12 protein-coding genes are annotated in these 15,686 nt (G+C 45.9%); 8 read left to right on the top strand and 4 right to left on the bottom strand.

What is annotated here, in order from left to right:
• The first annotated feature begins 6 nt into the window (after positions 1–6).
• Entirely contained in the window at positions 7–2,589 is a 2,583-nt protein-coding gene (locus DWV53_RS06135; RefSeq protein ID WP_259318922.1) for a TonB-dependent receptor domain-containing protein, read from the top strand.
• A gap of 213 nt (positions 2,590–2,802) precedes the next feature.
• Here DWV53_RS06135 and DWV53_RS06130 read toward each other — a convergent pair whose 3' ends face one another.
• The gene (locus DWV53_RS06130) at positions 2,803–3,096 is read right to left on the bottom strand and encodes a nucleotidyltransferase family protein (protein ID WP_089544535.1); all 294 of its coding nucleotides are present in this window, start codon (positions 3,094–3,096) and stop codon (positions 2,803–2,805) included.
• Between the two features lie 219 nt (positions 3,097–3,315).
• On the opposite strand from DWV53_RS06130, the gene DWV53_RS06125 reads away from it, so the two are divergent.
• The 4 genes from DWV53_RS06125 (at position 3,316) to DWV53_RS06110 (ending at position 8,278) form a co-directional block, all read left to right on the top strand.
• Entirely contained in the window at positions 3,316–3,807 is a 492-nt protein-coding gene (locus DWV53_RS06125) for an RNA polymerase sigma factor (RefSeq protein ID WP_254887767.1), read from the top strand.
• 25 nt (positions 3,808–3,832) lie between these two features.
• Positions 3,833–4,597 carry a DUF4974 domain-containing protein gene (locus tag DWV53_RS06120; RefSeq protein ID WP_181992429.1) on the top strand — a complete coding sequence of 255 codons (765 nt, stop codon included), beginning with the start codon at positions 3,833–3,835 and terminating at the stop codon, positions 4,595–4,597.
• Between the two features lies 1 nt (position 4,598).
• Complete coding sequence (locus DWV53_RS06115; protein WP_118152382.1) at positions 4,599–7,157, top strand: outer membrane beta-barrel protein; 2,559 nt, start codon at positions 4,599–4,601, stop codon at positions 7,155–7,157.
• Positions 7,158–7,267: 110 nt separating this feature from the next.
• Positions 7,268–8,278 (top strand): alpha/beta hydrolase, encoded by a 1,011-nt coding sequence (locus DWV53_RS06110; protein WP_259318921.1) that lies wholly within the window; start codon positions 7,268–7,270, stop codon positions 8,276–8,278.
• A gap of 1 nt (position 8,279) precedes the next feature.
• On the opposite strand, the gene DWV53_RS06105 is transcribed toward DWV53_RS06110, so the two are convergent.
• Entirely contained in the window at positions 8,280–9,566 is a 1,287-nt protein-coding gene (locus DWV53_RS06105; protein WP_118152378.1) for an NAD(P)/FAD-dependent oxidoreductase, read from the bottom strand.
• Positions 9,567–9,708: 142 nt separating this feature from the next.
• Here DWV53_RS06105 and DWV53_RS06100 point away from each other — a divergent pair, with 142 nt between their 5' ends.
• Positions 9,709–10,107: an FKBP-type peptidyl-prolyl cis-trans isomerase gene (locus tag DWV53_RS06100; RefSeq protein ID WP_022121977.1), complete on the top strand. Its 399-nt coding sequence runs from the start codon at positions 9,709–9,711 to the stop codon at positions 10,105–10,107.
• A gap of 51 nt (positions 10,108–10,158) precedes the next feature.
• Here the strand turns inward: DWV53_RS06100 and DWV53_RS06095 are convergent, their stop codons facing one another.
• On the bottom strand, positions 10,159–12,375 hold the full coding sequence (locus DWV53_RS06095) for an outer membrane beta-barrel protein (protein ID WP_181992428.1): 2,217 nt from the start codon (positions 12,373–12,375) through the stop codon (positions 10,159–10,161).
• Between the two features lie 162 nt (positions 12,376–12,537).
• On the opposite strand from DWV53_RS06095, the gene DWV53_RS06090 reads away from it, so the two are divergent.
• Together DWV53_RS06090 and DWV53_RS06085 are read left to right on the top strand one after the other, a co-directional pair.
• Positions 12,538–13,956: a sensor histidine kinase gene (locus DWV53_RS06090; protein ID WP_118152374.1), complete on the top strand. Its 1,419-nt coding sequence runs from the start codon at positions 12,538–12,540 to the stop codon at positions 13,954–13,956.
• 34 nt (positions 13,957–13,990) lie between these two features.
• Positions 13,991–14,677 carry a response regulator transcription factor gene (locus DWV53_RS06085; RefSeq protein WP_118152372.1) on the top strand — a complete coding sequence of 229 codons (687 nt, stop codon included), beginning with the start codon at positions 13,991–13,993 and terminating at the stop codon, positions 14,675–14,677.
• A 100-nt stretch (positions 14,678–14,777) separates the two neighbouring features.
• On the opposite strand, the gene DWV53_RS06080 is transcribed toward DWV53_RS06085, so the two are convergent.
• Positions 14,778–15,683, bottom strand: coding sequence for a Ppx/GppA phosphatase family protein (locus DWV53_RS06080; protein ID WP_118152371.1), 906 nt, complete (start codon positions 15,681–15,683; stop codon positions 14,778–14,780).
• Between the last annotated feature and the right edge of the window lie 3 nt (positions 15,684–15,686).

The raw sequence follows: 15,686 nt of genomic DNA, 5'->3' as shown, positions 1-15,686 counted from the left end.
ATATTTATGAGAGATTTTTGGAAACCAATGCCCGTTAACGGCAAGCTTATCAGAGAGCTTCTTCTTCTCTTCCTGTTGCTTTTGGTTCAGCAGTCTTATGCCCAGCGCATCACCCGACAATATAATAATGTGTCGTTCTCTGCGGCGTTGAAGGATTTGAACGCCCGCCAGCATAAGTACACCATCAACTTCGTGTATGATGAACTGGAGGATTTCAGGGTAACCAAGAGCATCAGGAACCAAAGCGTTCCCGATGCCATCATGCAGCTGATTGGATTCTATCCCATCAGGATGACGCAGGTGGAGGATAATATCATGGTGGAGTGTACGCAGAAGACAACACTTCGTTATAAGGGACGTATTGTAGATGAGAGTGGCAATGCTGCCGAATATGCAAATATAACCTTGTTGTCGCCCATTGATTCCACAATCGTAGGACATGGTGTGAGTAATGAGAATGGAAGTTTTGTCATTCCTTGTAATTCCCGGAAGGTGTTAGCCCGCATCACATACGTTGGTTATAAGACAATCAGCCGTATATACAGCAATCCGGAAATGGGAATCATCAAATTGCAGCCTGAAACGATGATAATCAAGGGAGTTGTAGTGAAGGGTGAAAGACCTCAGTATAAAATGTCGCCTGGAGGAGTGGAGGTTGCCGTAGAGCATACCTTGCTTTCTAAGATGGCAAACACTTTTGATGTCCTGAACCTGTTGCCACGTGTCTCTGTTGATGGACAAAAGATATCCGTGTTTGGAAAAGGCACACCGATTGTCTATATCAACAACAAGCGAGTGAATGACAATAATGAGATTGTAAACATCACTCCCGACAATATCAAGTCGATTTCCGTGATTACAAGTCCAGGTTCAGAATATGATGCCGAGGTGGAGTCGGTAATTCGTATCCGTACCAAAGAGCGCCGTGCCAATGGGTTCAGTTTACGCGCGGATGCTTTGGGTAAATACAACAAATGGATATCTGATTACGAGCTTATCAACGCCCGGTATCAGACCAGGAAATTCGAGATAGCCAATAGCTTATGGACGAGGGACTATCATGTTGGTGAGGATAATCATCTGAACACCGATATCAATTTGCCCGACAAACATTATCACAACGACCAGCATTTTAATTTGGATACCAACAACCGCTTCTTGTCGGAATATCTCTCAGCCGACTGTTCGCTCAACGACAGCAACTCTATCGGTGGCTCTTATCGATACTATGGCATGTTGAATGGCAGGACGAATAGTGCTAGCCAACAGGATGTATTTCTGAATGGTGTGGCACAGGGTAGCATTGAGCAGAATGAGGTTGCAAAGCCTCACCTTAGTTCACATGAGGCAGAAATCTATTATGTGGGAAAGATAGGACAGGTAGGCATCGATTTCAATGGCACATACTATACTGTCAATAATAGACGTAATGACGAGAGTATTGAAAGTAGCAAGGAGTTGGGCAATCAGGAGATACACTCAAGCAATCGTCAGAATAGCGATATGTGGGCAGGCAAGTTGGTTGTGAATATTCCTCTGTGGAAAGGAAATGTTTCTTTAGGAACAGAGCTGTCGAAGACCGACTCTCATGGAACGTTCCTGAATGAAGAGCAGTTGGTGCCATCTACAGAGACGGATATCCATGAAAGAAATGTTGCTGGCTTTGCACAATATGGACTGTCCCTCAGCAAGTGGACCATTGATCTTGGTGTGCGTTACGAGAATATCATTCGCGACTATTTCTCTGGTGGAGTCAAGCAGGATGATGTGAGCAGAAGATACAGCAACTTCTTTCCTAACCTCAGCATATCATGGAACAAAGGTAACTGGAATTGGCAGTTGAATGTCAACGAGAAAATAAATCGTCCAAGTTATCGACAGTTAGGCAACTTTATGCAGTTTGACAACCGTTTCCTTTATGAAGGCGGAAATCCTACCTTGCAACCGGAGAAGGTGTTCAATGTTGAGGCAATGATGACATATAAGTGGCTGAATGTTTCCACAGGGTATAAATATCTGATGGATGTGATAGAGTGGACCAAGTATATCTATCCTGGAAAGGAATTTGCTTATAGTACGTCGTTGAATTTCGACCATAAGCAGCTGCTTTATGCTTCTGTCAATGTTTCGCCAAAGCTTGGCATCTTTCGTCCTAGGTGGGGATTCTATTATAAACAGCAGTTCTTCGATACCGGGAAGTATGGTGCCAGCAAGGCATTAAGCAGACCTTTGCTGTTGTGCTTGCTCGACAATAATTTCGCTCTTTCAGAAACCATGAACGCGGCTATCAGCCTGAATGCAGCAACCCCCAATGCAGATGGATTTCTTATGATGAAGAGTAATTACAGCGTCGATCTGCGGTTCGACAAGTCGTTTGCCAATCGCACATGGATCATTTATCTTTCTGCAAATGACATCTTCAAGACTACAAAGGAACGTTGGACGATGTACGGACAGGGTTCGGGTACCATGAAAGACTGCTACAACTATACTCGTAGCATCTCTTTGCAGGTTACGTATAATTTCAATGCCAAGCGCAGTAAGTATAAGGGTACGGGTGCTGGTAATGAAGAAAAGAGCCGCTTGTAGTTTTTGTTAGAAAGAAACTCTCTTAAAACAATGAATATATGACAATCGGTCAAGCGAAGGCAAAACATGTTGGCTTGTTCTTTGCTTGACCGAAGTTTTTTATAATTCTTCTATCATCTTATTGATTGTTTCTAACATTCCAGGGAGTTTGTTTTTGACTATATCTAAGACAATAGATTCATCTATGTCAAAATTGTGATGATTAGTTCTTCGTCATGCATAGATTCCATCTCTTTTAATTTGCTTCAAAAGCATCGGATTCATGTTATTGCGAAGTCGGACAATATCTACAGGCTTACCAAAGAGCTCTTGCAGTTCTTCCTTGATGTGAACCATTGTAAATAAGTCTGGCTTTTTCATTTCCACACAAACATCAACATCGCTGTCTTCGGTCTGTTCGTTTCTAGCCACAGATCCAAAGATTCCAATCTTTGTAATACCATAAGCATCAGCTTTGGTGCTTAGGTATTTGCGAAGTATGGTAATATAATCGTTTGTCGTTTTCATTATTTTTCCATTTTTGCCACAAATATACGATTTTATTTTTTATGTTCCAAGTTTTTGCAGGGTTTTCTTGCAATAATAGTTCAAATTACTTGGTTTTATGGTGTTTTTTATTACCTTTGCATAGGTTTTTCGAAAAAAATAGAAGATTTCTTCAATTTAGGGGTAATTGATTTCAGGAAAGCTTGTATATAAGAGTAGAAACAAGAAGAAAATGACGTGATGACAGAAGAAAATGAACAGCGGATGGAACGGCTATTCCACGACCATTACGAGCAGATGTATCGCTTCGCCTTTGCCTTGCTCCATGATAATGAGGAGGCGAGGGATGTGGTGAGTGATGTGTTCTCCAGATTGTGGGATAAACAGCTGGTTCCAGACCGGGCTTACCTGATGCGGAGCGTGAAGAATGCCTGCATCAATCTTATAGCCAGAAAGAAGAGAGATGAACGACTGAAACGGCTTCTCCCTCTCTCGGAAGAGAAATTGACGGAGGAGGAACCTTCTCGTCTGGAAGAGCGATGGCAGGCTGCTGTGGATTGCATCGACCATAACCTGACCGACCAGACGGCTTCCGTCATCCGATTGTGCTATCGGGAAGGAATGTCGTATAAGGATACGGCGGAGGAGCTGGGCATCAGCGTCTCGGCAGTGAACAAGCATATCGTAAAAGGTTTGCGAACGCTCAGAGAAAAGTTGAAAGGAAAACAATAACCCTAAAATGAAGAAAGGAAAGAAAATGAAACATGAATTATCTGACATAAATCCTCAGAAGATGGATTCTCAGAAATGGGATATGCTCCTCGATTTCCTGGAGCATCCCGAAAAGTATTCCGAAACCCAGAAGGATGAACTTCTGGGCGATGAGGAAGTGAACGAACTCTATCAGCAGTTGGTAGAGACCCGACAGTCTCTGGATTTCGCCAAGTCGAAGGAAAAGATGAAGATGCCTTCGATTGATGCAGAATGGGAGAAACTGAAAGATGAGATGAAGCTGAAAGAAGAAAAGCAGCAGAAAGAAGAGATGAGGCAGAATGCAGAAACCCAGCAAACCGCCAAGTTGTTTCCTCTCTGGAGCCCGATGAGAAAGGTGGCTGCCGTTGCAGCCGTCCTTGTCGTCTCCGGCATCACCTTTGCTGCCATTCATCTGGTAACCCGTTCTCATCAGGTATCAGATAAGAACAATACCGAACTCGTGTCATCCCAAAAGGATTCTATCCAGCAGGTTTCCGCTCCTCAGAAATCCAACTTAGAAGAAAAAACAGATTCTGCAAGTCTTGCCCAGTTTCCATTGGTTTACGAAAACGCTGAACTTCAGAATATCCTGACTCCTATCGCCGAGCATTTTCATCTCCAGATAACTTATCAGAACGAGTCGGCTCGCCATATCCGTCTCTTCCTGCAACTGGAGAAGAACATGAGTCTGGATGATATCATCGAACTGATGAATCATTTCGAGAAAGTGAATATTCGTCATGAAGGTCAAACTTTAATCGTGGAATAAGATGAAAAGATTAAGATATATCATGCTGCTGGCAGGTTTGATGAGCCTTTCTCTTCAGACCATCTATGCCCAACGCATCACCCGCAGCTTCCGCAACACTTCTATGTCAGAAGCGCTCACCATCCTTGCCAAGAGCACCAAGGATTATCGTATCAACTTTATGTATGATGAACTGGAAGATTTCACGGTTACAACGAGTATCGTGAAGCGAACTGCTCCGGATGCCATCCGCCAGATTATGGGCTTCTATCCGATGAAGATGACGATAGATGGCGAAAACATCTTTGTGGAGTGTACGCAGAAGACTCCCACCAAGATGATAGGCCGTATCATAGACAAAAAGAAACGCCCTGTAGATTTCGCCAATGTAGCCCTGCTGAATGTTCGTGACTCTTCATTGATTAATGGCGGTGTGACGAATGAGAACGGCCAGTTCGTGATTCCCTGTGGAGCCAGAAAGGTAATAGTAAGAGTAAGTTGCGTGGGCTATATTACGACAAGCAATACATATAATACTGGTAAGATAGGTTCAATTACTCTGAAGGAGGCAACGATGAACCTGCAGAAGGTGATAGTAAAGGCGGTTCGCCCTCGTACCAAGTTGACCCATGGTGGATTCCAGACCCAGGTTCAGGGTACATTGTTGAGCGATGTAGGTATGGTTTCCGACTTATTGAAACAGATTCCTCGTGTAAGAGTGAACGCCGATGGAGGTTGTAGCGTATTCGGAAAAGGTACTCCTGAGATTTATATCAATGGCAGAAAAGTTACCGATACCAAGGATTTGCAGCATCTCTCTTCTAAGGAGGTGAAAAGTGTGGATGTCATTACCAATCCTGGTGCACAATATAGTGCCGAGGTGGGGGCTGTTATTCGCATACATACCATCAAAAAACAGGGAACGGGTTTGAGTGGCAGTCTCTATTCCAAGTATTCCTTCGCCGAAAAGAATAATTGGATAGAGAATTTAAATCTCAATTATCGTATGGGTGGCTTGGATATCTTCTCGCTCTTGGCATGGAATGACACCTATCGTCATCTTTCTCAAACTACGGAGACCACTATTATGGGTAATCAGCATCAGGTAAACTTGGCGATGCCCTATTCAGGAACGTTGCGTTCCCATAATCCATACGGAAAATGGGGAATGAACTATCAGATAGATGATAACAATTCATTGGGTATCTTCTATAGTGTCTATAATAATACCTATGAATATTTCAATCTGCAGTCAGACTATGAGGTGAAGGAAGATGGGAAGCATGCAGGCAAAGTGAAGTATGATGACGATGAAAGTAGTACGATTCAAGGTCCTGTTCATGAGGCGGATGCCTACTATGAGGGAAAACTGGGCAAGATGAGTGTGAATCTGAACGCTACCGCTCTTTGGTCTTCTGATAAGACTTTTCAAGATGCCGTAGAAATGAGTGAGGAACTTGGCTCACGTGATGTGAACAGTATAACAAGAAACAAACGTCGCATGTTGGCTGGTAAGTTGGAATTGGGTTATCCTCTTTCTGAAAAAGTAAATCTCAATGTTGGAACAGAATATACCAATAGTCATGTTCATAATTTCTATCAGAACGAACAGGAGTATATCGCCACTTCTGACAGTAGGATAGAAGAGCAAAACTTTGCTGCATTTGCCAATATTGATCTGGCTATAGGCAATCATATTGGCTTACAGGCTGGAGCTAGATATGAGCATGTAAGTCATGACTGCTCTGAACGGGAGATGAGTAGGACATACGATAATGTGTTCCCTACATTCTCTCTTGGTTATCAGAAGGGGAAACTTCAGATGGAGTGGAGTGCATCGATGAAAACTCAGCGTCCTTCTTATGATGTCCTTTCCGGTTTTACCAGATATGACAACCGTTATATTTACGAGGGTGGCAATCCTTCCTTGCTTCCTACCAATATATATAATTTAGGATGGGATGTTCAGTATGGTTGGTTAGGATTTTCTGCCAATTATGGTTATAACAAACATGCCATAACCACTCTTGAAATGCTATATGATACAACCTCAGATATTCTGCTTAGTAAGCCCTATAATATAGATTATTTACAAGTGATGGACTTATCTTTAGTGGCAACTCCTGTGTTTGGTTTCTGGCATCCGATGTGGGAGTTAGATTTTGAACAACAGTTTGTGAATGGTGAGAAGTATGGTTATTATGGTAATCTCCGCAAGCCTCAATTCTCTGTCCGGTTGAACAACTGGTTTTCCTTGAGTCACGATTGGTCGGCTAATGTAGATTATTTCATATCTTCATCTCATAGTTCTGGCTTCTCAGAAGTGGGTAGTGTCAGTGCTTTGAATCTTTCTGTCAAGAAGATGTTCCTAAAGAAAAGTCTTAGCATTCAGTTGGAGGCAAACAATCTCTTCCATGGTCTGAACGATAATCAGAAGTCGTTTGCTACATGTATGTCTATGTTCAAGAAGTGCAAGATGAATTCTCGTTCTTTTGCTCTGACGGTAACTTATAACTTCAATGCCACCAAGAGCAAGTATAAGGGTACGGGTGCTGGTAATGCAGAAAAGAGCAGATTATAGCTTCAATTTAACAGGAATTTTTCCTCTGTTTCTTTGCCATTTCCATCTTTTTCCTTAATTTTGCAGCGGAAACTCTATAATAGATATTTGTAATGGCAATAAGAATGAAGATGAAACAGAAAAAGATAAGAAAGATAGGCATCGCTTCGGCTCTGGGCTTGGTGGTGCTTGTGGTGCTGGGACTGTATGGTGCCAGCAACTATATGCTCAATTATTCGCTCAACTATCCGAAGGAGGAGAGAATGACGGCTGAGCATTGGAAGAACAGAATGAAGAACGAGTGCCCCTGGATGATTGGCTGGATGGACTCTGTGTATCAGCACCATTGCGTGAAGGATACCTTTGTCACGATGCCGTCGGGTTACAAGGCACATGCCATCTATCTCTATGCACCGAAGACTACGGAAAAGACTGCCGTGGTGGTGCATGGCTATCAGGTGCGCTCCGAGGGAATGCTGCACATCGCCTATCTCTATAATCACGATATGGGGTATAATGTGCTCCTGCCAGATCTGTATGGACATGGAGAGAGCGAGGGCGATCATATCCAGATGGGATGGAAGGATAGATGGGATGTGATCAGATGGTCGGAAATCGCCAATGAGATTTTTAAAGTGAAGAGTGAAGAACAAAGAGTGAAAAATGAAGAACGAAGAGTGATGAATACCCGTCAGGTGATTCATGGTATTTCGATGGGTGCGGCAACCACGATGGCAGTATCGGGAGAGAAGACTCCCGATTACGTGAAGTGCTTTGTGGAGGATTGCGGCTATACCAGCGTGTGGGATGAGTTTTCCGCTCAGCTCAAAGACCAGTTTGGCTTGCCTGCCTTCCCGCTGATGAATACCACTTCAGCTCTTTGCCAGCATCGCTACGGCTGGTCGTTTGCCGAGGCGCAGCAGATAGAGCAGGTTCGCAAGAGCACCAAACCGATGCTCTTTATCCATGGCGATAAGGATGCCTTCGTGCCCTACGCCATGCTGCATCCCCTTTACGAGGCAAAGACGAAGGGCAGAAAAGCTATCTTCATCGCCAAAGGCTCCGTTCATGCTATGGCATATCGCGACCATCACGAGGAATACACCCGCATCGTGAAAGACTTTGTATCGAAAGAGGAATAGGCTATTCTCCGATATGTTGTCCCACCACATATCCCGTGGTCCAGGCTGCCTGCAGATTGAAGCCGCCGGTGATGGCATCAATGTCGAGCACTTCGCCGGCAAAGAAGAGGTGAGGGCATACCTTGCTCTCCAGGGTATGCAGGTCGATGTTGCTGAGGCTGATACCGCCGCAGGTAACAAACTCCTCCTTGAAGGCTCCCTTGCCGTTTACCTGATAGAGGTCGTTGGTGAGGGTTTCTATCAGCAGGTTGCAACCCTTCTTTCCCATTTCGCTCCATTTCTTTTCGGGTGCATATCCCATTTTCTGAATCAGGAAGAGCCAGAAGCGGGATGGGAGATTGTAAGGGCGGATGCTAGCTAGCTGCTTTTGCGGGTTGGCGATGATGATGCCCTGGATGTTCTCTTCCACCAGCGAGCGGTTGCTCTCGTGTACCCAGTTCACGGAAATTTTGATCTGATAGTTGTTCTCGTGCAGATGGCGGGCTGCATGGGATGAGAGTTTCAGCACGGCAGGACCGCTCATGCCCCAATGGGTGATGAGGAGCGGACCCTCAGCCTTCAGCTTGGTGCCCGGAATGCTGGTATATACAGGCTCTACCACCGTGCCCATCAGATTTTTGAAAGCCTTGTCGGCAATGTTAAAGGTGAAGAGCGATGGGATAGGCTGCTCTATCGCATGTCCTAAATCAGAGAGATGCTTGAAGTTCTCTATCTTCGGATGACCGCCCGTGGTGATGGCTACCCGGTGGAAGGCAATCTGCCTGATTTCGGAAACGGGATGAGAGACAGAAGATGCACCCGATAGATTTCCCTTTCCTTTTGAAATTTTGAAATCCAGGAGCAGGCGCTCATCCTCCAGTTCGGTGATGGCGGTGAGCTGATGATTGCATTGTATCTTCACGCCCAGTCGCTTGGCGGTATTCACCAGGCAGTTAATGATGCTGTGTGAATCCTGCGTTTGCGGAAACACACACTGGTCTTCCTGTGTAACCAGAGGCACGCCGTTCTCCTCAAACCAGTCGAAGGCATGCTGGTAGTCGAATCTCTTGAAGAGTCGCTTCATCAGTTTATGTCCGCGAGGGTACGCCTGTTTCAGGTCGGAAATCTCCTCAAAGGAATTGGTAAGATTGCATCTTCCTCCTCCCGTGATTTCCACCTTGGCGAGAACCTTCGAATTCTTCTCGAATATAGTGATGTCGGCGTGAGGGAAGTTGCGCTTGGCCTCTATCGCCGCAAAGAATCCTGCGGCACCCCCACCAATAATTGCAATATGTAGTGATTGTGGCATATCGTATTTTTGGTTGATTAGGGTGCAAAGGTACTGCTTTTCTTTGATAAAAGAAAAAAAGTTCTCCTTTTTCTTTTGCAGATACGATAGATTTTTGTAACTTTGCGCAAAAATCATAGTATATCAAGTATCAAATAGATTTATGGCAAAAAGAGAATATGTTGAGGCCAACAAGCGTTGGCTGGAGGAAAAGGCAAAGGAGGAGGGCGTTATGGCGCTGCCTCGTGGTATATATTATAAGGTGTTGAAGCAGGGCGACCCGAAGGGAGCACAGCCTAGCCGACGCAGCATCGTGACGGCTCATTATACCGGTTGGACCATCAATGGCAAGAAGTTTGATTCCAGCCGTGGCGGCACGCCATTCGCCATGCGGTTGAGCGACTTGATTGATGGCTGGATTGTTGCCATGCAGCAGATGCACGTGGGCGACCAGTGGGAACTTTACATCCCAGCCGAAATGGGCTACGGCAAGTTCTCGCAGCCGGGCATCCCAGGCGGTTCTACCCTGATATTCGAAGTAGAACTGCTGGGTGTGGGATAACCCGGATACTTGAAATTATAAAGATCATTAAGACAAGAGAGTCTTGTCCGGCTATAGTCGGTTCAATTCATCTTCCGCACTGTTCATGCCGTTGTATCTTCCCTTGCGCTTGTTGAATTTCCAGGTTACGGTCAACTTGTAGCTCCATAGCTTGTAATCCTCAGTCTGGGAGAAGTCAACGGCATGCTCGTGGATTCGCTCCTTGAAGAGCTGCTGATGGAAGAGGTCGTTGGCACTGAAGGCAACCTGTAATCTGCCGTCCATCCACGATTTGTTGGCACCAAGACTCCAGTTCTGAGTGGGGCTGAACTTCGTTTTGCCCACTTGTCCTCCGTTGTCAAAACTGTAGGAGAGTGACAGCTGATAGTCGTTTGGTAGCGTGAAGTAATTGTCAAACGATGCATTCCAAGTTGCTCCGTTGTAACTGATTAGCTCTCCATGATCATTTACGGAGAAGCGCTGGTAAGTGATGCTTGCATTGACATTCGGACGCCAGCAGCCGAAGACGTGACCCCAGTTGAGATAGGCCATGTATTTCTGCATCTTGTTGAAGTTCATGAATGTACTCACGTATCTCACGGGCTTGTCCTCCGGCACTTCATGAATGTACATGATGGAGTGGTCGGTACGGGTGTATCTCAGCATTCCCATGAAATCTTTCCACTGCACGGAGTAGGTCAGACGATAGGTGTTGACAGGCTGCAGCTTCGGATTGCTGATCTGATACTGAAAGCGCGAGATATAGTAGATGTTCCCACTGAGCTGACTGAAAGAAGGTCGGGCGGTGGTAGTTCGGAAGCTGAGCGAGTGATGCCACGATGGTTCGTTGAGAGAGATACCGAACGATGGAAACCATTGGTCGTAATGACGCTCCATATTGTCGGGAGATTCCTCCGACAGATTGGTGTATCGGGATGTGAGATGCTCATATCGGATGCCTGCCCACCAGGTCCATTTGCCAACTCCACCCTGATATTGCAGGTAAGCAGCCGTCTTGGTATCGTGGTTTTTGTATTCCGTAGTTCCAAGCATATCGGCAGAACTTTCGGTTTTTCCCTTGCCTTCCATCAGGCTCCATTCGCCACCATAGTTGATGGAATGTTTGTCAGAGATGAGTTGCTTGATTTCGATTCTTCCACTATAGATATCGTAGCGCGAATTGGAACGGTTGAGGGTTTCCTGCATCTCGCTACCTTCTTTCTCCGTGATAGGCTGGCTGTCAGAATCCTTGTTCTTTGCATAGTCCAGATAAATCTGTGATGAGAGATGCTTCGACCATTTAGCCAGATGGAAGAGGTTGAAGTGGTGACTGCGCTGGTGTCCCCATTGCTGGCTCTCCGCATCAAAATACTTCATCTCGCCATCCGCATCAGAAAGCTTCATCTCTCTATTTGTATCTTCTCCTGCTGGGTTAGGATAGCGATAGTACTGCTGCTGTTTCTCGCTTCTACCGCTATTCAGCCAAAGCCCTTCCCATTGTATTCCCACTTCGTGCTGCTTGCTGATTAACCAGTCGAAGTTGAGTTCCGTAGCGTTGTAATTTGCCTTGTTCTTGCCATGGCGGTCGGTTCCGAAGAGATATTCGCCATCTTTGGCTCTTACGAGCGCTTCCTGTGGCTGATGCACATTGTATCGGTTGTCTGTGTAGCCGTAAAATCCTGTGAGCGAAATCTTCTTCGTTACCCAACCCAGGGTCAATTCCTCGTGGTTGGTATTCACCTCGCTCAATTTATCATACACCTGCATCTTGCCGAATATACCCTCGTCTGTTCTTCTCGTCAGGATTCTCAGTACGGCTCCCGTCGTTGCATCATATTTTGCACCAGGAGTGGTAATGAGTTCTATTTCATCTATCAGCTTCACATCGAGATGAGCGAGTTCGGCTGAAGTCGCCTTCTTGTCGTTGAGGTAGATGGTGGGGACTCCCAGTCCGTTCACCTCCAGGCTTCCATCTGCGGTTTGTTTCATGCCGGGTATGTGCTTCAATACATCTTCCAGCGTTGGCTCCTTTGCCAAAGGAGTGTTGCGGACACGGGTAACCAGGGCATCGTTTCTCATTTTGTACATCGGGCGATGACCTGTTACGGTTACGGCTTGAATCTCTGCCTCCTTATCAGCTTTGATCTCAGCTTCTTGGTTAGCTTTGATCGAATCATTTTCCGTCTGTATTGAGTCTGCGGAAACTCCGGATGTCGGGAATTTCCCGTTTTGTGATGTTGCACAGGTGGCGGTGGCTAGCATCGCACATATAACTGTTTCTTTCTTCATTTTCTTCCTTGTTTTTGTTTTCATCTGCAAAGGAACAGCTTTTCGGGCTCAAAATCGCAAATAATCATTACTGAAATATTACGCTGGTAAAATAATCTTGCTTCACCTTATTATATATAGTGAAATCTTCGTACCTTTGCACAGAAAAAAAGAAAAAATGATATGAATAGAAGAATCAAACAAGTCTGGCTGCTCGCCATCCTTTCCTCTTTCCTGCTGATAGGCTTGCAGACCTATTGGCTCTACAATAGCGTGACCTATTCGATGGGAGAGATGGGGAAGAAAAATGCCGAAAAGGCGGAACAGGCAATAGTCACTTATCAGACAAATATCGGAGCGGCGGTAAAAGAAAAATCACATATCGGTTATGTCGTTACGGCATATTTTTCAGACTACAAGAGTCCCTGTACTACGGTTTGCTCTCCGCTGGATACGGATACAATCATTGGTGGAGTGGTGTATCGCAAGCCGGGATTCGGTAATGTGATGGAGAAGAGAGATACTTTCGATTTGCGTGAGACGGATTCCAATAATTCTTTTGATTGCCTGAATACTTACATCACTTACCAGCTTACCCGTTTTGATAAGGCGCATTTTGACCGTTTCATCAGTAGGAAACTGGGCAATGATTTCATCGGGGCAGAGATGAAGACGGGAAAGCATCGTCTGTGGCAGACAAGAATCGTAGAGCCTCCTACCTTGTTTCATCACGAAATGCTGGTAGAAGTGCCTTTCAATCCTATCCAGTATCAGTCGACGCAAATGAGGATGCAGGTGCCGATGCTGCCCATCCTGAAGGGAATGATGTGGCAGATGATAGGAAGTCTGCTGGTTACCATCATGCTTCTCCTGAGCATAGCTTATCTCATCAAGGTGATGCTCCTGCAGAAGAAGGTGGATAAGATGCGAAGCGACTTTGTGCATACGATGATTCACGAGCTGAAACGCCCCGTGCAGACGCTGAAGATGTGTGTATCTGTATTCTCTGCTCAAAAGACAGATGAGAAGGATGAGAATGCTCTCATCATGGAGACGGTTAGAGAGGAAAGCGATAACCTGACCGCCTATCTCGCCAAACTCCGGGAAGTAATCAGGGCAGAGGAACATATCCCGCTCCAGATAACGTCTTTCGATATCCATGCCGCCTTGCTGAATCTAGTGGCTGTGTATCGAAAGAACAGACAGAAGGAGGTGAATGTTTCGCTCGATTACCAGCGCACTTCCGACCTGATGATGGGAGATAGAGACCAGCTTCTGAATGTGGTCAGCAACCTGATGGAGAACTCGGTGAAGTATTCCGGCGATATCGTCAATATCCATGTTGCCTGCCGAGATACCGTGAAGGGGGAAGTCATGATTTCTGTATCAGATAATGGCATCGGCATCTCGTCCGATGAACAGCAGAGAGTCTGGACGAAGTTCTATCGCAGCAATGCTTACCCGGATATGATGCAGCCGGGCATCGGCTTGGGTTTGAGTTTTGTTGATATGATTGTGAAGGCCCATGGGGGCAGGAAAATGATGCAGAGCGAAGTGGGCAAGGGAACCAGAATTTCAATCGTCATCCCGCAGCACTCCTGATGCATCCGGTTTAACGCTATAAACAACAGAAAAAATGATCAAGATATTATTTGCAGACGATGACTTGAAGTATTCCATGTTGCTGAAGAGTTTCCTTCAGCAGCATGGCTACGACGTGACTTATGCCGGAAATGGCAAGAAGGCATGGGAACAGTTCCCGGAGGTGAAGCCCGACCTGGTATTGCTCGACATCAATATGCCGGAGATGGATGGCTATGATGTGGCAGAACGCATCAGAACCATCGACCCGAAGGTGCTTATCTTTTTTCTCACCGACCGTACGGAGAAGAACGATCGACTGAAAGGTTTCTCCCTGAAGGCAAACGATTATCTTGCCAAACCCTTCTATCCGGAAGAGTTGCTGGCAAGAATAGAGGAGCGGTTCTCCATGAATGAGAGTGAGACGATAGAAGAAGAGGTGTATCATTTCGGTGAAACCACCTTCTGCTATAATAACAATGAACTTCGCACCCGTTCCTCTCGTGTGCTCATCACCAGCCGACAAGCCGACATCCTCCGTCTGCTGGCGAAGAATATCGGTAATGTAGTAAGCAAGGAGATGATACAGGAGGCGGTGTGGGGAACCGTGAGCTATGCCAACTCCCTGGCTGTGAATGTGCAGATGACGTATCTCCGTCATGCTCTTCAGCATGATGCGACCGTTAAGATTGAGTCGCTGAAGAAAAAGGGATACGTACTTACTCTCTTATCTGAAGTATAGCAAATACCTCTTTTATCCGAATTATAAAAAAGTTAATCCGAAACAGCGGCTATTTCTAGCCAGTCTGTCTCGGATCTTTTTTATTTGTGGATGAAGTGGTTTATTTCTCTGTTTTTGCCATCATCTTCTCATAGAGTCCATCCACGATGGAGTCGGCGAGGGAGATGTTGGGCACCATGATGTTTTCACACTTCAGGTATTCGCATGCCTTGAGGAAGATCTCAGCGGCAGGAATGATGACATCGGCACGGTCTTCCTTCAGGGAGAAAGAAATCTCTCGCTCCTCGATGCTCAGGGGCTGCATCATCGAATAGAGACGCTTCAGTTCGGCAAGCGTCAGGTTTTTGGAGTCCTGCTTGCTGTGGCGTGCCAGCTTGTTCAACTTGTTGATGTTGCCACCCGAACCGATGATCCTGATGTCGCCGTATTGCTCGGCATATCTCGTCAGGTTCTCCTTGAAGAGCTTTTCGGTTTCGGCAGTCACCTTGCCGCTCAGCATTCTCAGAGTACCCATGTTGTAGGAATAGCTTTCGGCGAGCACACCGTCATGGATGATACTCACCTCCGTGGAACCACCGCCCACATCAATGTAGGCAAAGCTGCCCTCGTTGGAGTCTGTTTTCTCTACCAGGTTGTTGTAGAGGAGCTGTGCCTCCTCCTGCCCCTTGATGATTTCGAGTTTGATGCCGGTTTGCTTCTCTATCTTCTTGAGCACCTTCTTGCCGTTCTCGGCATCGCGCATGGCTGAAGTGGCACAGGCGCGAAATGCCTCTACGTCATTGAGTTTCATGAATTGCTTGAAGCCCTTCATCATGTGGAGCATCATCTTCTCACGCTCCTTGGAAACCTTTCCCAGGGTGAATACATCCTTACCCAATCGCAATGGGATGCGGATGAACATGAGTTTTTTGATGCGGTCTTCCTCTCGGATTGCCTCGGGATCGAAGCGCTTGATAAGGAGTCGGGCTCCGTTTGAGCCGATATCAATGGATGCTAAATTCATCATTAT

It is taken from the genome of Segatella copri, assembly GCF_003465495.1.
Lineage (GTDB): Bacteria > Bacteroidota > Bacteroidia > Bacteroidales > Bacteroidaceae > Prevotella > Prevotella copri_G.
The sequence above is the reverse complement of the archived record's forward strand: the minus strand, read 5'-3'. Positions and strand labels throughout refer to the sequence as shown.